Origin of the sequence: Lacinutrix venerupis (assembly GCF_001971745.1) — a bacterium.
Lineage (GTDB): Bacteria > Bacteroidota > Bacteroidia > Flavobacteriales > Flavobacteriaceae > Lacinutrix > Lacinutrix venerupis.
On sequence record NZ_CP019352.1, the window covers coordinates 2,140,001 to 2,160,995 of the forward strand.

The 20,995-nt window shown below is 31.4% G+C and carries 15 protein-coding genes, 2 tRNA genes and 2 rRNA genes (1 of these 19 only partly in view); 5 read left to right on the forward strand and 14 right to left on the reverse strand.

Features of this window, described 5'->3' with window-relative positions:
• The 4 genes from BWR22_RS09665 to BWR22_RS09680 form a co-directional block, all read right to left on the reverse strand.
• Positions 1–331 (reverse strand): 23S ribosomal RNA (locus tag BWR22_RS09665); it reaches 2,490 nt to the left of the window's first position.
• Between the two features lie 161 nt (positions 332–492).
• Positions 493–566 (reverse strand) — tRNA-Ala (locus BWR22_RS09670).
• 83 nt (positions 567–649) lie between these two features.
• A tRNA-Ile gene (locus tag BWR22_RS09675) sits at positions 650–723 on the reverse strand.
• A gap of 85 nt (positions 724–808) precedes the next feature.
• A 16S ribosomal RNA gene (locus BWR22_RS09680) occupies positions 809–2,328 on the reverse strand.
• Together the 16S and 23S rRNA genes with 2 tRNA genes alongside form the textbook arrangement of a ribosomal RNA operon.
• Before the next feature lie 930 nt (positions 2,329–3,258).
• Here BWR22_RS09680 and thrS point away from each other — a divergent pair.
• From thrS to BWR22_RS09710, 5 genes are all read left to right on the forward strand, one after another.
• Entirely contained in the window at positions 3,259–5,193 is a 1,935-nt protein-coding gene (thrS, locus tag BWR22_RS09690) for a threonine--tRNA ligase (RefSeq protein ID WP_076733477.1), read from the forward strand.
• A gap of 92 nt (positions 5,194–5,285) precedes the next feature.
• Positions 5,286–5,774: a translation initiation factor IF-3 gene (gene infC / locus BWR22_RS09695; protein ID WP_241828242.1), complete on the forward strand. Its 489-nt coding sequence runs from the start codon at positions 5,286–5,288 to the stop codon at positions 5,772–5,774.
• A gap of 69 nt (positions 5,775–5,843) precedes the next feature.
• A complete protein-coding gene (gene rpmI / locus BWR22_RS09700) occupies positions 5,844–6,041 on the forward strand; it encodes a 50S ribosomal protein L35 (RefSeq protein WP_076733479.1) in 198 nt (65 codons plus the stop codon).
• Between the two features lie 107 nt (positions 6,042–6,148).
• The gene (gene rplT, locus BWR22_RS09705) at positions 6,149–6,493 is read left to right on the forward strand and encodes a 50S ribosomal protein L20 (RefSeq protein WP_076733480.1); all 345 of its coding nucleotides are present in this window, start codon (positions 6,149–6,151) and stop codon (positions 6,491–6,493) included.
• Positions 6,494–6,642: 149 nt separating this feature from the next.
• Entirely contained in the window at positions 6,643–7,452 is an 810-nt protein-coding gene (locus BWR22_RS09710; protein ID WP_076733481.1) for a Cof-type HAD-IIB family hydrolase, read from the forward strand.
• Here the strand turns inward: BWR22_RS09710 and BWR22_RS09715 are convergent.
• The 10 genes from BWR22_RS09715 to BWR22_RS09760 all read right to left on the reverse strand — a co-directional run bounded on the left by BWR22_RS09715 (position 7,449) and on the right by BWR22_RS09760 (position 20,981).
• Positions 7,449–8,516, reverse strand: coding sequence for an adenylate/guanylate cyclase domain-containing protein (locus tag BWR22_RS09715; protein WP_076733482.1), 1,068 nt, complete (start codon positions 8,514–8,516; stop codon positions 7,449–7,451). The genes BWR22_RS09710 and BWR22_RS09715 overlap by 4 nt on opposite strands.
• A 6-nt stretch (positions 8,517–8,522) precedes the next feature.
• Entirely contained in the window at positions 8,523–8,792 is a 270-nt protein-coding gene (locus tag BWR22_RS09720; protein ID WP_076733483.1) for an EF-hand domain-containing protein, read from the reverse strand.
• Positions 8,793–8,906: 114 nt separating this feature from the next.
• Entirely contained in the window at positions 8,907–12,839 is a 3,933-nt protein-coding gene (locus BWR22_RS09725) for a LamG-like jellyroll fold domain-containing protein (protein ID WP_076733484.1), read from the reverse strand.
• A gap of 99 nt (positions 12,840–12,938) precedes the next feature.
• Positions 12,939–13,607 carry a LytR/AlgR family response regulator transcription factor gene (locus BWR22_RS09730; RefSeq protein ID WP_076733485.1) on the reverse strand — a complete coding sequence of 223 codons (669 nt, stop codon included), beginning with the start codon at positions 13,605–13,607 and terminating at the stop codon, positions 12,939–12,941.
• On the reverse strand, positions 13,600–15,300 hold the full coding sequence (locus tag BWR22_RS09735) for a tetratricopeptide repeat-containing sensor histidine kinase (protein WP_076733486.1): 1,701 nt from the start codon (positions 15,298–15,300) through the stop codon (positions 13,600–13,602). Before BWR22_RS09735 ends, BWR22_RS09730 begins: the two co-directional genes overlap by 8 nt.
• A 1-nt stretch (position 15,301) precedes the next feature.
• Positions 15,302–16,486 (reverse strand): asparagine synthetase B, encoded by a 1,185-nt coding sequence (locus tag BWR22_RS09740; protein ID WP_076733487.1) that lies wholly within the window; start codon positions 16,484–16,486, stop codon positions 15,302–15,304.
• Between the two features lie 181 nt (positions 16,487–16,667).
• A complete protein-coding gene (locus BWR22_RS09745; RefSeq protein ID WP_076733488.1) occupies positions 16,668–17,696 on the reverse strand; it encodes an AI-2E family transporter in 1,029 nt (342 codons plus the stop codon).
• 70 nt (positions 17,697–17,766) lie between these two features.
• A complete protein-coding gene (locus BWR22_RS09750; RefSeq protein ID WP_156875595.1) occupies positions 17,767–18,315 on the reverse strand; it encodes a hypothetical protein in 549 nt (182 codons plus the stop codon).
• A gap of 8 nt (positions 18,316–18,323) precedes the next feature.
• Positions 18,324–19,859 (reverse strand): replicative DNA helicase, encoded by a 1,536-nt coding sequence (gene dnaB / locus BWR22_RS09755; protein WP_076733490.1) that lies wholly within the window; start codon positions 19,857–19,859, stop codon positions 18,324–18,326.
• A 168-nt stretch (positions 19,860–20,027) separates the two neighbouring features.
• A complete protein-coding gene (locus BWR22_RS09760) occupies positions 20,028–20,981 on the reverse strand; it encodes an acetyl-CoA carboxylase carboxyltransferase subunit alpha (protein ID WP_076733491.1) in 954 nt (317 codons plus the stop codon).
• Positions 20,982–20,995: the final 14 nt, after the last annotated feature.

A 20,995-nucleotide genomic window follows, 5' to 3' on the forward strand; every position in this document is an offset into this window, starting at 1 on the left:
TCCAAACTATTCTAATTCATTACAGCTCAAATATTGCAGTCCTACAACCCCAGCAATGCCGTAACATTACTGGTTTGGGCTAATCCGCGTTCGCTCGCCACTACTAACGGAATCACTTTTGTTTTCTTCTCCTCCGGGTACTTAGATGTTTCAGTTCTCCGGGTTTGCTCACCTTACGGTGTAACATGTCTTCAACATGCTGGGTTGCCCCATTCGGATATCTACGGATCAATTTGTATGTGCCAATCCCCGTAGCTTTTCGCAGCTTATCACGTCCTTCATCGCCTCTGAGAGCCTAGGCATTCCCCATACGCTCTTATTTAGCTTATTGTACTATTTGCTTTTTTAATGAGTTACATTACTAATAGCAGCTCGTAACTAACTATTAGTATTTAATATTATTTAAATCATTGAGATAAATCTCAAATCTTTATTTTCATGTATCTTTTTTCAATATGTCAATGAACGTTTTCAACAAATTCATGTTGATTGTGGAGAATATCGGAGTCGAACCGATGACCTCCTGCGTGCAAGGCAGGCGCTCTAGCCAGCTGAGCTAATCCCCCATTTAAAACCCCGAATATTGCATTCAGAACTTAAATATTTAGAATTGACAACTTCTAGAATTTCCTTTTTTCATAGTAGTTAGTAGTCTCAGGCAGACTCGAACTGCCGACCTCTACATTATCAGTGTAGCGCTCTAACCAGCTGAGCTATGAGACTCTACTATAAGTTTATTTTAAATTAACAGCAGGAGAATAAACAATTTTTTCCTTTATTTTAAATTTATTCGGTCGTCTTTCTCTAGAAAGGAGGTGTTCCAGCCGCACCTTCCGGTACGGCTACCTTGTTACGACTTAGCCCTAGTTACCGATTTTACCCTAGGCCGCTCCTTACGGTGACGGACTTCAGGCACTCCCAGCTTCCATGGCTTGACGGGCGGTGTGTACAAGGCCCGGGAACGTATTCACCGCATCATGGCTGATATGCGATTACTAGCGATTCCAGCTTCACGGAGTCGAGTTGCAGACTCCGATCCGAACTGTGATAGGGTTTATAGATTCGCTCCTGCTCGCGCAGTGGCTGCTCTCTGTCCCTACCATTGTAGCACGTGTGTAGCCCAGGACGTAAGGGCCGTGATGATTTGACGTCATCCCCACCTTCCTCACGGTTTGCACCGGCAGTCTTGTTAGAGTTCCCGACATGACTCGCTGGCAACTAACAACAGGGGTTGCGCTCGTTATAGGACTTAACCTGACACCTCACGGCACGAGCTGACGACAACCATGCAGCACCTTGTAAATTGTCCGAAGAAAAGTCTATCTCTAAACCTGTCAATTTACATTTAAGCCCTGGTAAGGTTCCTCGCGTATCATCGAATTAAACCACATGCTCCACCGCTTGTGCGGGCCCCCGTCAATTCCTTTGAGTTTCATTCTTGCGAACGTACTCCCCAGGTGGGTCACTTATCACTTTCGCTTAGCCACTCAAACCGAAGTTCGAACAGCTAGTGACCATCGTTTACGGCGTGGACTACCAGGGTATCTAATCCTGTTCGCTCCCCACGCTTTCGTCCATCAGTGTCAGTTGATTATTAGTAATCTGCCTTCGCAATTGGTATTCTATGTAATATCTATGCATTTCACCGCTACACTACATATTCTAACTACTTCATAATAACTCAAGATAACCAGTATCAAAGGCAATTCTACAGTTGAGCTGCAGGATTTCACCTCTGACTTAATTATCCACCTACGGACCCTTTAAACCCAATGATTCCGGATAACGCTTGGATCCTCCGTATTACCGCGGCTGCTGGCACGGAGTTAGCCGATCCTTATTCTTACAGTACCGTCAAGTCTCTACACGTAGAGGTGTTTCTTCCTGTATAAAAGCAGTTTACAACCCATAGGGCAGTCTTCCTGCACGCGGCATGGCTGGATCAGAGTTGCCTCCATTGTCCAATATTCCTCACTGCTGCCTCCCGTAGGAGTCTGGTCCGTGTCTCAGTACCAGTGTGGGGGATCCCCCTCTCAGGGCCCCTATCTATCGTCGCCATGGTGTGCCGTTACCACACCATCTAGCTAATAGAACGCATAGTCATCTTATACCGTAATCTTTAATATCAACTCGATGCCGAACCGATATACTATGAGGCATTAATCTTCGTTTCCAAAGGCTATTCCTCAGTACAAGGTAGATTCTATACGCGTTACGCACCCGTGCGCCGGTCGTCAGCAGAAGCAAGCTCCTCTGTTACCCCTCGACTTGCATGTGTTAGGCCTGCCGCTAGCGTTCATCCTGAGCCAGGATCAAACTCTTCATCGTTAAATTTTTAAGTGTTTCCACTAATATGCTTAACAACCAAAGAAATTAATTAGTACTCGAATGGTTTATTCTCTTGTTTGTCTCTAACCGTTTCCAGTTAAAAACTTACGCTGTCAATTCAATATGTTTATGAACTTTTATTCTCTATTTTTGATTTGCTAATTCGTTGCCTTATTAGCGGGCTGCAAATGTAAAACCCTTTTTTATTCTGTGCAATGTTTTTTTAATTTTTTTTTGAAAATTTCTATCCTCATTTAAACTATTAAAACATTAAAATATCACTGAACTTTTTTGCTCAAAACGTTGGCGTTTTTTGCGGCTGCAAACATACAACCTTTTTTTAATATAAAAAGCTTTTTTGAAACTTTTTTTATTTATTTTTTTTTTAGCCTTGTTTATGAACGTTGCTTTTGCTTTTACCTCTGTGGCTATAGCGCTAAGCGGCTGCAAATATACAACCTATTTTCTCTTACGCAAGCTTTTATTTAATCTTTTTTTAATTTTATTTTTACAAACACTCTTAAAAGCTTCTAATCAACACATTATACACCCTATTTTTTTTAAATTTTTTTCTACTATTTGTCCTTATTATATATACACGATTTTTAATGGGAAAATTACGTCTTACATGCATGGAAGTAATTCTTCATTTACTTTAGAACATGTATGCAATATTCTTTTGTTTTTTGTTTATATTAATATACTTAATTATTTAAAGGTTTAAAACAACTTTACGGCTGTAACCAACTTAAGTGCTATGACCGCGTTAAGGATTGAGACGGCATCCTTTTTGCATTTTTTTTTGCAAAAAGATATAGTTGAAAGCCTGACCGATAGGGAACGCCAAATTAATTATTGTATAATTTACGTTTATGTATTGCTTGTGAGTTTGTAACCTATTATCTTTGTTAATTGAATTTAAACTTATATATGATACAGATTACTTTACCAGATGGAAGTGTAAAATCGTTTAACACGAATTCTACTCCTATGGATGTTGCTAAAAGCATTAGTGAAGGCTTGGCTAGAAATGTTATTTCTGCAAGTTTTAATGGTGAAACAGTTGAAACCGTTACACCTTTAACCACCGATGGTTCTTTGATATTATATACCTGGAATAATGATGAAGGAAAAACTGCTTTCTGGCATTCTAGTGCTCATGTTTTAGCACAAGCTATACAAGATTTATATCCAAATGCTAAATTAACTATAGGACCTGCTATTGATCGTGGATTTTATTATGATGTAGATTTTGGTGACGACGTTTTAACTGAAAAAGATTTTAAAACGGTTGAAAACAAAATGCTGGAAATAGCTAGAGGTAAGTATGACTTTAATATGAGAAGTGCTACTAAAGCAGAAGCCCTAGAATTATATAAAGATAATCCTTTTAAGACTGAATTAATAGAAAATTTAGAGGATGGTACAATTACATTTTGTGATCATTCTACTTTTACAGATTTATGCCGTGGTGGACATATTCCTAATACAGGAATTATTAAAGCCGTTAAAGTATTATCTGTAGCTGGTGCTTACTGGAGAGGAGATGAAACAAAACCTCAATTAACTCGTGTTTATGGTATTAGTTTTCCTAAACAAAAGGAATTAACTGAGTATTTAGCTCTTTTAGAAGAAGCTAAAAAAAGAGATCATAGGAAACTTGGTAAAGAATTAGAGTTATTTACTTTCTCTCAAAAAGTTGGAGCTGGTTTACCATTATGGTTACCTAAAGGAACTGCCTTACGTGAACGTTTAGAAAACTTTTTAAAAGCTGCACAAAAGAAAGCAGGTTACGAAATGGTTATGAGCCCACACATTGGACAAAAAGAATTATATGTTACTTCTGGACACTATGCCAAATATGGAGAAGATAGTTTTCAACCTATAAAAACTCCAAAAGCAGATGAGGAGTTTTTATTGAAACCTATGAACTGCCCTCACCACTGTGAAATATACAATGCTGCGCAATGGTCTTATAAAGATTTACCTAAGCGTTATGCAGAATTTGGTACAGTTTATAGATATGAGCAAAGTGGAGAATTACATGGTTTAACTCGTGTTCGTGGTTTTACACAAGATGATGCACATTTATTTTGTACACCAGACCAATTAGACGAAGAGTTTAAAAATGTAATTGATTTAGTTCTTTATGTTTTTGGTTCTTTAGGGTTTGAAAATTTTACTGCACAAGTATCTTTAAGAGATCCTGAAAATCCTGATAAATATATAGGTAGTCTTGAAAATTGGGAAAAAGCAGAACAAGCCATTATTAGTGCTGCAAAAGACAAAGGATTGAATTATGTTATTGAAACTGGTGAAGCAGCTTTTTATGGCCCTAAATTAGATTTTATGGTAAAAGATGCTTTAGGTAGACAATGGCAACTAGGAACAATACAAGTAGATTATAATTTACCAGAACGTTTTGACTTAACATACAAAGGAAGTGATAACGAATTACACAGACCTGTAATGATACATCGTGCTCCTTTTGGAAGTATGGAACGTTTTATAGCTATTTTACTAGAGCATACGGGCGGAAATTTCCCATTATGGTTAATGCCAAATCAAGTTTCTATATTAACTCTTAGTGAGAAATATGAAAAATACGGTGAAAAAGTTTTAAATTTGCTAGAAAATCACGAAATTCGCGCACTTGTAGATAACCGTAGTGAAACTATTGGTAAAAAGATTAGAGAAGCAGAAATGAATAAAACTCCTTATATGATTATTATAGGAGAAAATGAAGAGAATGAAAACAAGATATCTGTAAGACAACATGGCGGAGACGATTTAGGCACGATTAGTGTAGAAGAGTTTTCAGAAATTGTTAAAACAGAAATAAATAAAACATTGAAACAATTTTAAATATAACGTTTAACTAAAATTATAAAGTCATAGCAATACGTAGAAAAAGATCAAGAGGACCTTTAAGAGTCATTAAAGAAGACCAACACAAAATCAACTCGAAAATTAGAGCAGAAAAAGTGCGTCTAGTTGGAGAAAATGTTGAAGTTGGTATTTACACAACTAAACAAGCTTTAGCCATAGCTGAAGAGCAGGAACTTGATTTGGTAGAAATTTCGCCGAAAGCAGATCCGCCTGTGTGTAAAATTATGGACTATAAAAAGTTTCTTTACGAACAGAAAAAGCGTGATAAAGCTTTAAAGAGTAAAGCGACTAAAGTTGTTATAAAAGAAATTCGTTTTGGCCCTCAAACAGATGACCATGATTACGAGTTTAAAAAGAAACACGCAGAAAAGTTTTTAAAAGAAGGTGCTAAATTAAAAGCATTTGTATTTTTTAAAGGACGTTCGATTGTGTTTAAAGAGCAAGGTCAAATTTTATTACTGCGTTTAGCTCAAGACCTAGAAGAACTTGGTAAAGTAGAACAAATGCCAAGATTAGAAGGTAAGAGAATGACAATGTTTATTGCTCCAAAAAAGTAAAACAAAAGGTGTTGATATAGCATCAACATAACAAAATTATAAGTGAAATAATTAAAACTAGGAAACAAGATGCCTAAAATGAAAACAAAATCTAGTGCTAAAAAGCGTTTCAAGCTTACTGGTACTGGGAAGATAAAAAGAAAGCACGCGTTTAAGAGTCATATCTTAACAAAGAAATCTAAAAAACGTAAGCTTGCTCTAACGCATAGTACATTAGTACACCCTGCAGATGAGAACAACATTAAAGTAATGATGCGTTTAAAGTAACATTATTTTAATAGGTTAAAAACAAATTAATAACCCTGGAGTTAGGCTAACTAAGATTAAAAACAAGTGTTAAAATTTAACCGCCTACTACAAAACACATTTAAATTATGCCAAGATCAGTAAATTCTGTTGCCAAAAGAGCCAGAAGAAAAAAGGTGCTTAAACAAGCAAAAGGTTACTTTGGAAGACGTAAAAACGTTTGGACAGTAGCAAAAAATGCGGTTGATAAAGCGATGCAATATTCGTATAGAGACCGTAGAGTTAAAAAGAGAACATTTCGTGCATTATGGATCACGCGTATTAACGCTGGAGCTCGTTTACACGGTATGTCTTATTCACAATTTATGGGTAAATTAAAAGCTAATAACATCGAATTAAACCGTAAGGTTTTAGCTGATTTAGCGATGAACCACCCAACTGCTTTTGAAGCAATTGTGAACAAAATTAAATAAAGGCTTTTTGCCAATAAAATAATATCATTTCACTTATATATAAAAAGTCTGACTCTTTCGAGTCAGGCTTTTTTGTTAATATTTATATTAACTTAATATTCTCTTTAAATATTAAACAACAACACTAATTATCTTTAATTAAAAAAAATATGAATTTATCTCAAGTTAAATTAATTGTTACAGATATGGATGGTACATTGCTAAATTCTAATCATAAGGTTAGTGAGTTGTTTTTTAGCTTATTTAATGATATAAAATCTCACGACATCTTATTTGTTGCCGCAAGTGGTCGACCATATTATAGTATGATTGATAAACTTTCAAAAATAAAAGACGACATTATAATTGTGTCTGAAAATGGTGGATTAGCAATAAAAAATGATGAATTATTTCTATCTAACCCAATTAAAAAAAACAATTTTAAAGAAATTTGTAATTTAGTTTTAAGTATAGAAAATTCTCATTCTGTTTTCTGTGCTAAAAATAAAGCTTATATACTAAGCGATTCGACTAAGCTTTTAAATCTTTTAAAAGAGTACTACCCTAATTATAAAGTGATTTTAAATACTTTAGAAATTACAGAACCTATTTACAAAATTGCATTATTTCATGAAGAAAGTTCTGAACGTTTTATATATCCTTTTGTAAAACATATAGAAGATCGTTTTAAGGTAAAGGTTAGTGCTAATCATTGGGTTGATATCTCTGAAAACAAAGCAAATAAAGGACACGCACTATCACTTATTCAAAAGAATTATAATATTACTCCTGAAGAAACCATGGTTTTTGGTGATTATAATAATGATATAGAAATGCTAAAACTAGCTAAATATAGCTTTGCTATGAAAAATGCCCATCCAGATGTTAAAGCTGTTGCAAATTTTGAAACTACAAATAATGATAGTTATGGTGTTGAAACTATTTTGCAACAATTACTTAAGGCTAAAAGGAATTATTAAATGCTTTTAATCGCAGAAATTTTACACTTTTCTTCTTTTCCTTTTAATTCTAAATTTCCAATAAATTCTGTAGAATATTTATTTGATAGTTTTAATTCCATAAGTAATGTATTTGAACACAGTAACAGCTCTTTGTACTTATTACATTCTCCTTGAATTCTAGCAGTTGTATTTATTACATCTCCATGATAAGCTATTTCTTTTTTAATTGTTCCAACTTCTGTAATTATTAGTTTTCCTCCATGTAAACCTGCTTTAAAAACAGGTGCTAAATTGTATTTACTATAATAATATTTTTGCTTCTTTTCGATTCGTTTTTGAAAATGAAAAAATAAATCTACACAATTATTATTTTTAATTCCTTTTTTATATTTCCAACTTAATACTGCTTCGTCTCCAACATATTGATATATTTCTGCATTGTATTTAGAGACAATTCTATTTAAATCGTAAAAGCAATCTTGTATAAACTCACTATATTTATAATGCCCTAACTCTTCAGCTATTGTAGTTGAGGCTTGCAAATCTAAAAACATAAATATTCTTTTTTCTTCTTTAGGTGTTCTATACTTTCCTATTAAAAAATTAAAGAACATTCCACTACCAAATTTCTCATTAGCTATTTTTATAAATGAGAAAACTATTGAGCAAATTAAAAAATAAGAAACAATTAACCAGAATATTCTACTAGTCTTCCACCAGCCTATTTCTGTTGTTAAATTTAAATTTAATTCGGTTTCTGCAATTGGAAAAACATAATTGAGAGATAAAATAATACCTATTAAATAAATTACTAGTTTTTCTAGAAGTACTAAAGCTAGAGATAGATTTTTTGATAAAAATTTATCGAATAAAAACTCTACTACGGCAAACAACGAACCTATGAGTAAGCCTAATAAGACTCCAAAAAATAGTATATCTGAAATATGATAAACTGTTACAATTACACCTTCCTCTGCTCCTATTGCAAAATATCTAATAAATATAAATAGACAAAAAGCTAAAATCCAGAATATAACTGTTTGTAATAACAAACGTAAGAATTGAAAAATAAGATTTTTCACAATATTTTAATTAGATATTTCGTCTATAGCGGTTTGAAATTCTTCCCAACTTATTAATTGGTCATCATTTTTATCGTAACCTTCTATTAACTTTGAAGCTACAATACCACGAATAAAACCACTAATTTTTGCTTCTTGTAACAAATCTTTAATTTCTGATTTCGATAATTTTTGATCACCATTATCATCGAAAAAGTTAAATGCTTCTTCTGGTGTTCTAAAATGATTAGTAATTAGTATTTCTATTTTTTTTAAAATATCTTCTTTTGTTGACATGCAGTTTGATTTTTTTTAAATGTAAGAAAATATGTTTGAAATTAATATTGTATTCAAATGAAAAAAGGATCACATTCCTGTGACCCTTTTTATAATGATAAAAATTTTAAAAAATTATTCTTTAATTATTCTTTTAGTTACTTCACCAAAATCTGTTTTCATTTTTAATAAATACATTCCATTACTAAATGCTGAAATGTCTATAGTATTAATTTGTTGATTACATGTTTTACTTAATAACACTCTACCGTTTATATCGTAAATAGATAATTGTAAGCTAGAGTTTAAAGTTGTTGCTATATTTATTAAATTATTTGTTGGATTTGGATATATCTTAATATCATCTTCTTTAAATGACGAAACACTTAGTGTTTCGCTTGCGGTTACTTCATTTGAAATAATATAACAACTAGACTCTCCGTTTACTAAAACTCTAAATTTTAAGTTAGTAATAGTTTCTATATTTTGTCCTGAGATTGTTAAGGTATTAGTTGTAGAACCAGAAATATCTGGATCTGATAAACTATCATTTAGAGGAGTCCAAATATCTTCGTCTGCATTACTAAATTCCCATTGGTATGATGTTGCATTTGAAGCAGATACAGAAAAAACTACTGAACTATCTCCAGATGAAATAGTTTGGTCTTGTGGTTGCATTGTAATTGTAGGCGCAGCTCCAAGAGGTGATCCTGCTAACCAATTACTAGTCGTTCCTGTTAATGCAAAATTATTTAATGTTCCATTATATGTGTTTGAAGTAGCATCTACTAAAGTTGTTTCAGAAGTGTTATCTACTGTAGCATTACCTTGATTAAATCGGTAATATGCTAATAAATTTGTTTCGTTGTTTTGTAACTCACAATTACCTCTATTATTAACATCTTCTATAAGTAAAGCTATATTCCATATTCTTACTTCATCAATATCACCATTAAAGTAAACTCCAGGAGTTTTATTACTTGCTCCTAAAACAATATATCCAAAATATTGATTTGAAAAATTTGAATCTGTACCAATCAAAACACCGTCTACATATAATTTCCTTTCTGAGGCATTTGCAATCTCTGTTACGTGATGCCAGTTATTATCGTTATACGTTGTTGTTGATGTAATGTAATGCTCTGAATTATTGTAAACGTAGGATACTAAATTTCCATTTTGTAAATATATTGTTTTGTTAAACCCACCAGAATTTGGTAATCCTGTATCTGAAAAGTTAAATATTGTACCATCTGCACTTGATGTTTTAAACCAAAATTCGTGTGTGTAATTATATAATGAAGTAGTAAATTCTCCAATATTTATATTTATATAATCATCAACACCATCAAAATTTAAATGTGTTGCAGGAATTAGCTCATTAATAGTAACTACTATTTCTTCACGCTCACTCTCACAACCATTATCATTTGTACTTGATACCCAATATGAAGTAGAACCAAGTGTTGATGTGTCTGGTGTTGGCGCATTTGCATCTCCCGTTCCACCAATTCCTGTAGTATACCACATTAATCCTGTTCCATTAGCACCTGTAGTTGCTGTTAATTGTGAAGCAGTATCGCCTTGATTATATATTACTGGTGTTGTAACTGTTGCTTCAGAAGGAATTATTAATCCTGTTGTTATTGGAGAACCTGCCAGCCAATTAGAGATCGTTCCTGTTAAATTAAAGTTTGTTAAGGTTCCATTATTTCCATTTGAAGTTGCATCTAACAAGCTTGTTTCTGATGAATTATCTGCTGAGTCAAGGCCTTGATTAAATTTATAATATGCAGCTAGACCTACTTCATCTCCTTGTAATTCACAATTTTTTGATGCATTTATTTGATCTTCTGTTCTAGCAATATTCCATATTTTAACTTCATCTATTGACGCATCTACACCTCTATCTGTAAATTGAGGATCACGACCTAAATTTAAGTTAAAACCACTTTCAACAAAATTAATTGAAAGATTATTTGAAGCGACTTCAATACCATCTACATATATTTTTTGAGTAGTACCATCGTACACTCCTGCTATATGATACCAAGTATTTAAACTTATTGTATTTTGTGGAGAGCTTACTTCGTTCCAAGTACCATTACCTAAATTAAAATTAACAACTCCATTACCACCAGCTCTTAACATATAACCGTAATCACCAGTACCATTTTTATTAATTATATTTCCTCCCCATTCAGCTCCTGCAAAACTATTAAATTTAACATAAGCTTCTAAAGTTATAGCATTTCCTGAAATTTGTAAACTTGCACCATTACCACAATTTACATAATCTAAAGCACCTCCAAAATCTAAATTTGTAGCTGGTTGTAAAATAGTTACTACAATTTCTGTACGCTCACTTTCACAACCATTGTTGTTTGTGCTTGCTACCCAATACGAAGTAGAACCTAGTGTTGATGTATCTGGTGTTGGCGCATTTGCATCTCCCATTCCTCCAATTTCTGTAGTGTACCACATTAAACCTGTTCCATTTGCTCCTGTAGTCGCTGTTAATGGAGTTGCCGTATCATATTGCATATACTCTACAGGAGAAACAACATCTGGTGGAAGTGATACCGTAGTTATTGGTGATCCGGCTAACCAATTTGAAGTTGTTCCTGTTAAAGCAAAATTATTTAACGTTCCATTATTAACATTTCCTGTTATATCGGTTAAAGAAGTTATATTGGTGTTTTCGCTTGCATCAATACCTTTATTAAATTGATAATAAGCTATTAAACCTGTTTCATTGCATTGTATTTCGCTACTTTTGGCATTGTTAATTTCTGCAGCAGTTCTCACTACATCCCAAACACGTAATTCATCAATAGAACCACTAAAGTATGAAGTATTAACACCTCCAATAGTTAAAGAGCCCATTGGAACTGTGTATACAGCAAATGAAGTGGAATTATCTAAAACTCCATCAATATATAAGCTACCTTGACCATTTGTGTTTATTGAGCTTGTAGAAAATGCGACATGATGCCAAGTATCATCATTAACATTTTGATTAGATGTAAGAATATGACCTCCGTAACCATGTCTGCTTGTTGTATAAGTTAATTTTCCATTAGTCACTGCTAAATAACTATTATCATAAGCAGAATTACTATGTATAATTATTCCATCAGAATTTGTTTTTATCCAAGCTTCAATTGTAAAGTCTGTAACAGAGCCATAAGTATTTGTTAGTGATACTGAATCATCTACACCATCAAAATTTAAATGTGTTGCAGGACTTGGCTCATATAATGGAAGTGTAGTTTTAGAAACTCTATTATTGCTTAATTCTGCAATGTATAAATCGTTCCCTTTTAGTGCTACATCAATAGGGCCAAATACACTACCTGTTACTATAGGAGTATTTGAAGGTGCAGTTGCAGTAACATCTATTACACCAATGCGATTTGCAGAATATTCTGCAACATATAGGTTATTACCATAAAATGCAATTCCTCTAGGATTAGCTAAACCTGTAATTACTGTCGTTAATGCCGGTGTAGTTGTAACATCTATTTTAGATATTCGACTAGTACCTAATTCTGAAACATAAAGATCATCTCCTTTAATTGCTAAACCATATGGATTTTGTAAACCACTAATATATGTTACAAAACCACCAGATGATAAATCTACTTGTATTATTTCTCCATAATTTGAATTTGTAAAATACAAATAACCATCGTGAACAACTGATCCATAAGAAGTTATAGGAGCAGAATTGCTAACATAAACATTTTGCAAACCTGTATAATTAACAACATTAGCTTTATCTACTATATTAGAGTTTTGATAGCCTAAATATAGATTATCTCCATCCATTGTTAAGGCTACAGGATTATCGTTTGTATAAGTAAGTACTCCTGTTATGCCGGTTCCGGATGTTGTAATATCTTTTATAGATATTCTTTTTATAGAACGCTCTGCTACATATAAATTATCTTCATGGAATGCCAAACTGTAAGGTTGGGAAATTCCTGTTAAAACAGGTGTTGTTTGTGCGTAAGAAAAATTAAGGCAAAATAATGCCCATAAAAAAATGTAGAATTTTAATTTCATAAGATTTAGGTTTGGTTAGAATTAAGGCGCCAAATCTAAATTTTTACCTATTAAATACAAATAAACAGGGACGAAATACAATATCTTGTATTTAAAAGGTTATTTTAATTGTTTACCAAAAGTTCGAGACAGTGGAACTTCTATATTATTTACTAAAACTGAATTTGAAGTAATTCTTTCTATTTTAGACTCATTAACTAAATAAGACCGGTGAGTTTTAATAAACATATTATCGGGAAGTTGCTCTGCAATAGTATTTAAAGATTGCCTAACAGTATATTTTTTAGAATTAGTATGAATATTAATGTAATTACCATCTGCAATTATATAATTAATTGCATCGAACTCTAGTTTAACAGTATCATAACCATCTCTAAACTGCAACGTTTTAATTTGTTTTTTGTGTAATGCTAAATTTATAGATGCTAAAAGATCAACTTTTTTTATTGGTTTGGTTAAATAAGCATCTGGATTTGTTTTTAAAGCTTCGCTCATTGATGCAAAATCGTATTGACCAGTAATAAAAATAACAGTAGCATTTTTATTTTTTAATTTTGAAAGCTCGATACCTGTATTACCACTGTTTAAATTAATATCCATTAAAATAATGTCTGGTAAAAAAGATTCCATTAAACTTAAAGCTGTATTATAGTCGTTAGCAATTTTTATAGTTTTAAAATTCGATTCTTGTAAAATGTCCAAAATAAAATCTGCTATTAAAATTTCGTCTTCTACAATTAGAATTTTTATCTTGTTTTGGTTAGTCATTTTTAAGGTGTTTTTCAAGTACAAATACAAAACCTTCTGTGGTATTAATTTTATACTCTGCTTTTAATTGCCTACAGAGTTTATTTATTAATTTAGGTTGTACTATTTTGCCGGTATTAGCTTTTCCGTTATCAGAATATTTAAGAACCAAAATATCTTGTTCTTGATATAATTCAAAATTTATTTCTTTATAATCCTCTTTTAAAAAAGCATGCTTTATAGAATTGATAAATAACTCTGTAAGTAGTAACCCAAAATACATAGCAATATCATTAGGAATTCCAACTGGTTCACAGTTAAAATTTATAGTTATATCGTTAGCTTTAAAAACATCAAAAAAACTAACTTTTACATCTTCAAGGTAGTTTTGAGCATTAATTTTCTTTTTGTCTGTATTTTTATAAAGATGTTTATGTAGAGTTGAAATTGCTTCTACTTTGGTTAAAATATTTTTTAATTCGAAACCATTAGTGCCTTCTATTTTTTTTAATTGATCTGCTATAAGAATAATTACCAACTGTAAGTTATTATTAATACGATGATTGGCCTCACTTAACAAAAATTCGTTTTCGTATGATAATGCTTGTAATTGCTTATTACTGTGTTTTTCTTTTCTAAAAAAATAAGCTATTAAAACTGTAACAAGTGTAGCTGCTAATAACAATCCAATACTTACATATAACTTGATTTTGTTAGATGCTAAAGCTTTATTTTTATTATCCAGTTCAAGTGTATTTATTTTAATTTGATTTTCTTTATCTGCTAATTTATATTTCGCTTCTAAATTAAATAATAATTCTTCTTTTTTTATTTCGTTATACTTAGTAGTAAGTTCTAATCTATATTTTAAGTATTCGTATGCTTTTTCTGTATCTTTTAATCTAAAATATAGGTTTTGAATATTCTCATTAAAAATTATCTCGTTATATAATAGATTATTTTTTTTTGAAAAATTAGCAGCATGCAAAGCTGTGTTTAATGCTTTTTCTAATTGATTGCTTCTTGCTAATGCCATGATATAACTTATATATGCATCAGCTTCTTGTTGTTGCATATTATTGTTTTTTGCAAATTCAATTATTTCTTCTATATATCGTATTGATGTTTTATAGTCTTTTTTACGTTCGTAAACGCCTGCAATCTCCAATAACGAATAAAACTCGTTATCTTTATCTTTTACTTTTTTGGCTAAATCAAGTGATTTATTAGCATAAAAAAGTGTAGAATCATTGTTTTGATAACGTTCGGTAAATAAGGCTGCTTTTCGGTTGTAGTATTTTACTAGATACTTGTCATTAATTTTATAAGACTTTAAAATTTTTCTAGCCTTATCCAGTTCGGTTTCAAACTCAGTCTCTAAAGATCTTTTTCTAAAAAATTCTCCAAGTTTTACATGGTATAAAAACTCTAATTGTCTGTCTTCTATACTTTTAATCTTTTCAAAGGCATTTATAAAAAAATTATTAGCCTGATTATAATTTAGCTTAAGTTTGTATACTTCTGCAAGTCCTAGTAATAAGAATATTTCTTGTTCTTTTGTTTTAGGTTTAAGTAAATGCTTATTGTAATAATTAATTGCCTCGTCCAACTCATTTTCTTGAACCAAATTTTCTCCAAAATTTATAATACTATCATTTTGAGATAGTAATACTTGAAAACATAAGCATGAAATAAAAAACAAAAAATACTTCATACTAAGTTTTCTGTTTCTTCTTTTTTGCTGCAGGAAATAATACGTTATTTAAAATTAAACGATAGCCTGGAGATGTTGGGTGCAGATCTAATTCGGTTTTTGGGTCGCCAACTTTATGTGTGTAGTCTTCTGGATCGTGACCGCCATAAAAAGTAAAAAAGCCTTTTCCTTTTATGCCATGTATGTATTTTGCTTCTCCATTGGTTCTATTTTCTCCCATTACTAATACATTACTTTTAATTTCTTCACGTGTAAATGAGGTGGTTTGACCCATAAATCCTTTTACTAATGCAGTATGATTTTGACACAACATAGTTGGAATTGGATCCCATTTTGCAGAAAAATCCATCAATGAAAAATAATCTGTTTGTTTTGGTATTTTACGTTTTCTAGTCATGTCTATACTAGAAAACTCATATACCATTGGGCTTCTTTCTAATGTGTAGTCTTTAAATGCAAAGGTTTTATTGTAATCTATTTTAGATTGATAATTTGCATCACTTGCATCACCGTCAAACATGGGCTCGCAAATATCTACATGTTCTGCAGATAGTGCTATATCAAAACTGTCTGTTGCACTACACATAGCAAACATAAAACCACCACCTACTACATAATCTCGTATTTTAAGAGCAACATCTCTTTTAGCTTCGGATACTTTATTGTAACCCAATTTTGTTGCTAATGCTTCGGCTTCATTTTTTTCTTCTATATACCATGCTGCAGTTCTATAGCGTGCGTAAAATTTACCAAATTGTCCTGTAAAATCTTCATGATGCAAGTGTAACCAATCGTATAAAACGAGTTCATCTTTTAATACTTGTTCATCGTAAATAGTTTCGTAAGGAATTTCAGCGTAGGTTAAAACCATTGTTACTGCATCATCCCAAGGCAGCTTACCTTTTGGTGTATAAACAGCGATTTTTGGTGCTTTTTCTAAAACTACAGCTTCCATATTTTTACTTGGGCTGCTAATATCTTGTAGAATACCTTCAACTTTATCGTTGCTTAAAATCTCGAAACTAACACCTCTAATTTTACATTCTTTCTGTATTTCATCTGTATCGGGTAATAGAAAAGATCCTCCTCTATAGTTTAATAACCATTTAACTTTAATGTTTTTGGCAAGTGTCCAATAAGTAATTCCGTAAGCTTTTAAATGGTTTTCCTGAGTTTCGGCATCCATAGGAACCAAAATATATGAAGCATAACTTTGAGTAGTTAATAGGAAAATGAATATATATAGTATTTTTCTCATTGTTTTATTATAGAAAATTTCAATAAAAACTATTTTAAGATAGCCTTGTTGAAATATAATCAAAAAATATTCCTTTTTTAAAAACCTAAGCTACTTTAACAAGTGTAATTTAAGCAGAAATAAGCTTTGCAATACCTCTTGTACTAGGAAATTGCTCAAATATAATTTTTAGAAATACTGTAATAGGAATTGCCATAATTAAACCTGGTACTCCCCATATAAATCCCCAAAACATTAATGCAACAAGTACTGTAATAACGTTTATAGAAAAGGATTTTCCCATAAATATTGGTTCTAAAATACTACCATAAAGTACTTGTGTTCCCGCAATAGCTATTATAAAGAATAATAATGTACTTGATGCTTCTAATTCTACAAATGCAAAAATTGACAATAAAATTACGGTTACAAAAGAACCTACCATTTGCACAAAATTGATTAAGAATGCAAATAATCCCCAAAAAATTGGAAAACTAACATCGAAAAAATAACATGCTAAACCTGTAAATACACCTGTTAGAAAGCTAACTAATACTTTTACTTTAATAAACTTTATTAAATCGTTTTCTATTTTAATAAATGTTTTAATAGACTGATGTCTTTTTCTTAAAATAGTTTTATTTAAAAGATTTTCAATATTTATAGATTCTGCTAACCAAAGAACAACGAAAAAAACAGTCATTAATAGTGCTGTTAAAAACTTGCTAACTACACTTAAAGTATTCCCGAAATTTTTAAAAACAGTTTCTTTATTTAAAAATCTCGATAATTTTGCGTTGTCTTCTTTAACTGCATTGGCACCAAAAACAGATTCTACTTCGTAAACTAAATCATTTATTTTTGTTTCTGCCTTTAAAAAAAATGATGAGTCACTTTCTATTATTTGTTTACTTGATAATTTTACTAATTCTACTCCTAATTTAACGCCAAGTGTAATTATTAATAAAACAATACAAATACTTATAATTTTATGTATTCCTCTTCGCTTTAAAAAACGCATTAGTGGCAAAAACAATAATGCTATAAACATTGAAAAGATAAGAGGTATAAATATAAAAGATAGTATTTTAAGTAAATAAAATATTATAGGTATTACTATAATTAAAAGTAAATAATTTGTTGTACGTATTTTATCCATTAGGATTACACTTATTTTTATGTAAAGATAATTTAATGAAGACTTTTATTATGAAATTTTAACAGAGTATTTAATCTTTATTTAAAATTAATTTAGCTGCTTCCCAAACTGCCTCTTTAGGGTATTCACCATAATTACTTATAAAGTTCCCATTTGGAGATACAACCACAAAATTAGAACAATAGTTTTGCTCTTTAAAAAATGAATACTCAATTGTACTGTCTGGGTCTTTATAATAATTTACAATTCCTTTATACTTATTAATTCCAATAGTATCTTTATAAATATAAACTGGCTTAACCTCTGCTATTTTATTTAACTTACTGTGCAGTTGCTTAATCCATAATCTCCTTTTATTTCTTCTATCATAACTATCTTTATAGGTGTTACAATGGTTTTCGCCTAAGTGATAAATAATTACTAACGGCTTATTAGTCTCTATATTTTCTCTAGTATTTTCTTTTAATATTGAATATAAAGAGTCTACATTTTCTATAGTACCAGTCTGAGAATATTTGTATTTAGATTCTTCTTTAGTAGTAGATACTAAAGTATTCTCTTTAATAGATGAGCAAGATAAAATCATGCTTAAGCATAAATAAAAAAGAAGTTTATTCATTTAAAAAATTAAAATGGCACTTCATCATCTGGTGCGCCAAAAGCATCTTCTGGTGAGGCTGTAAAATTACCAGAATTAAACGTATTATCGTTTGCTGCTTCATTCATTTTACTATGAAATTCTTGTCCAGAGGTAAAAGGTGTATCAAAATCATCAAGATTATCAAATTTACCTAAGCTACCAATAAACTTTAATCGAATATTTTCTAGACCACCATTTCTATGTTTTGCAACAATAAATTCTCCTTGACCTGCTGTTGGAGATTGTTCGTCATCATCCCATTCGTCAATTTTATAATATTCTGGTCTATAAATAAAAGATACAATATCGGCATCTTGCTCAATGGCTCCAGATTCACGTAAATCTGATAGTAAAGGTCTTTTGCTTCCTCCACGAGTTTCTACCGCACGAGATAATTGAGAAAGTGCAATTACCGGCACTTCTAATTCTTTGGCTAATGCTTTTAAGTTTCTTGAAATAGTAGATATTTCTTGTTCACGATTACCTCCATTACCTGCAGCTGTCATAAGCTGTAAATAATCAATCATAATCATTTTTATACCATGCTGAGAGGCTAAACGTCTTGCTTTTGCACGTAAATCGAAAATAGAAAGCGATGGTGTATCATCAATAAATAAAGGTGCTTTTTCTAATGCTTTAACTTTAACGTTAAGTTGTTCCCATTCATGTTTTTCTAATTTTCCTGTTCTAAGTTTTTCGGAAGATAAACCAGTTTCACTAGAAATTAAACGTGTAATTAATTGTACAGAAGCCATCTCTAAAGAGAAAAAAGCTACAGGAACATTAGAGTTTACAGCCATATTTCTAGCCATAGTAAGTGTAAATGCTGTTTTACCCATACCAGGACGAGCGGCAACAATAATTAAATCACTAGGTTGCCATCCAGATGTTAATTTATCTAATTTATCGAATCCAGATGGAATACCACTCATCCCATCTTTTTTAGAAATTTCTTCAATTTTCTTTTTGGCTTGTATTACTAAGTCTTGTGCTGTTTCACTAGATTTTTTAATGTTTCCTTGAGTTACTTCATAAAGTTTAGATTCTGCAGTATCAAGTAAATCGAAAACATCCTGTGTCTCATCGTAAGCCGTTTCAATAATTTCACTTGAAATTTTAATTAAACTACGCTGAATATATTTTTGTAATATAATACGTGCATGAAATTCTATATGAGCAGAAGATGATACTTTTTGGGTTAAAGAAATAAGGTAAAAATCGCCTCCAATTAAGTCTAACTTCGCATTTGTTTTTAATTGCGTAGAAACGGTTAATAAGTCGATAGGTTGACTTTCTTGAAACAGCATAAAAATGGCTTCAAAAATATGTTGATGCGCTTCTTTATAAAAAGCATCTGGGCTTAAAATATCAATTACTTCATCGACACCTTTTTTATCAATCATCATTGCACCAAGCACAACCTCTTCTAAATCAATAGCTTGCGGCGGTATTTTTCCTTTTTCAAGGGAGATAATGGTGCTTTTATCTACTTTATATCCAGATATGTTTTGTGGTTGCTTCATGTTAAGCGAAAGTAAAACAATTGTTAAGAGTATGAGTCTTTTGAGCTTACTCAATCTTCACACTTCATTAACAATTGAACTGTTAATAAGTCAATTATATTGTTAATAAGCATAAAAAAATCTGAAAGCGCAACTTTCAGATTTTTTTATTTATTGTATTTATTGTTGCTAGCCTTTAAACACTCCCATTTGAGAATATTTATCCATTCGTTTTGCAACTAAATCTTTTGGTGATAAGTTTTTAAACTCTTCGTAAGATTTCTCAATTGCTGCTTTTACCGCTGAAAAAGTTTTATCTCTATCACTATGTGCTCCTCCTAATGGTTCTTTTATAATTTCGTCTACAATTTTCATTTTTTTCATGTCTGTTGCAGTCAATTTTAATGCATCGGCAGCTTGTTCTTTAAACTCCCAGCTTCTCCATAAAATAGAAGAACAAGATTCTGGTGAAATTACAGAGTACCAAGTATTTTCTAACATTAATACTTTATCTCCTACTCCAATACCTAATGCACCACCTGATGCTCCTTCACCAATAACAATTGTTATAATTGGCACTTTTAAACGTGTCATTTCAAGAATGTTTCTTGCAATAGCTTCGCCTTGACCACGCTCTTCTGCTTCTAAACCAGGATATGCTCCAGGAGTATCTAATAATGTAATTACTGGTATCCCAAATTTCTCGGCAGATTTCATTAAACGTAATGCTTTACGGTAACCTTCTGGATTTGCCATACCAAAGTTTCGATATTGTCTTGTTTTGGTATTATATCCTTTTTGTTGACCAATAATCATATAACTTTGGTCTCCAATTTTACCTAAACCACCAATCATAGCTTTATCATCTTTAAAACTACGATCACCATGTAACTCTAAAAACGAATCTCCACATAATGCTTTAATATAATCTAAAGTATATGGTCTATTTGGGTGACGCGACATTTGTACACGCTGCCATGGTGTTAAGTTTTTATATATTTCTTTTTTAGTAGCTACAAGCTTTTTTTCGATTTGTTTACAAGTTTCTGTAACATCTACATCGCTTTCTTCACCAATTACTTGACATTTGTCTAATTGATCTTCTAGTTCTTTTATTGGTAATTCAAATTCTAAATATTCCATTGAGAATTGTATTA

What these genes read in the sequence shown, in the direction of transcription:
- BWR22_RS09745 (WP_076733488.1), bottom strand. Translation starts at nt 17,696, where the DNA reads ATGGATAAAATACGTACAACAAATTATTTACTTTTAATTATAGTAATA.
- BWR22_RS09710 (WP_076733481.1), top strand. Translation starts at nt 6,643, where the DNA reads ATGAATTTATCTCAAGTTAAATTAATTGTTACAGATATGGATGGTACA.
- BWR22_RS09735 (WP_076733486.1), bottom strand. Translation starts at nt 15,300, where the DNA reads ATGAAGTATTTTTTGTTTTTTATTTCATGCTTATGTTTTCAAGTATTA.
- rplT (WP_076733480.1), top strand. Translation starts at nt 6,149, where the DNA reads ATGCCAAGATCAGTAAATTCTGTTGCCAAAAGAGCCAGAAGAAAAAAG.
- BWR22_RS09760 (WP_076733491.1), bottom strand. Translation starts at nt 20,981, where the DNA reads ATGGAATATTTAGAATTTGAATTACCAATAAAAGAACTAGAAGATCAA.
- dnaB (WP_076733490.1), bottom strand. Translation starts at nt 19,859, where the DNA reads ATGAAGCAACCACAAAACATATCTGGATATAAAGTAGATAAAAGCACC.
- BWR22_RS09725 (WP_076733484.1), bottom strand. Translation starts at nt 12,839, where the DNA reads ATGAAATTAAAATTCTACATTTTTTTATGGGCATTATTTTGCCTTAAT.
- rpmI (WP_076733479.1), top strand. Translation starts at nt 5,844, where the DNA reads ATGCCTAAAATGAAAACAAAATCTAGTGCTAAAAAGCGTTTCAAGCTT.
- BWR22_RS09730 (WP_076733485.1), bottom strand. Translation starts at nt 13,607, where the DNA reads ATGACTAACCAAAACAAGATAAAAATTCTAATTGTAGAAGACGAAATT.
- BWR22_RS09720 (WP_076733483.1), bottom strand. Translation starts at nt 8,792, where the DNA reads ATGTCAACAAAAGAAGATATTTTAAAAAAAATAGAAATACTAATTACT.
- BWR22_RS09750 (WP_156875595.1), bottom strand. Translation starts at nt 18,315, where the DNA reads ATGAATAAACTTCTTTTTTATTTATGCTTAAGCATGATTTTATCTTGC.
- thrS (WP_076733477.1), top strand. Translation starts at nt 3,259, where the DNA reads ATGATACAGATTACTTTACCAGATGGAAGTGTAAAATCGTTTAACACG.
- BWR22_RS09740 (WP_076733487.1), bottom strand. Translation starts at nt 16,486, where the DNA reads ATGGATGCCGAAACTCAGGAAAACCATTTAAAAGCTTACGGAATTACT.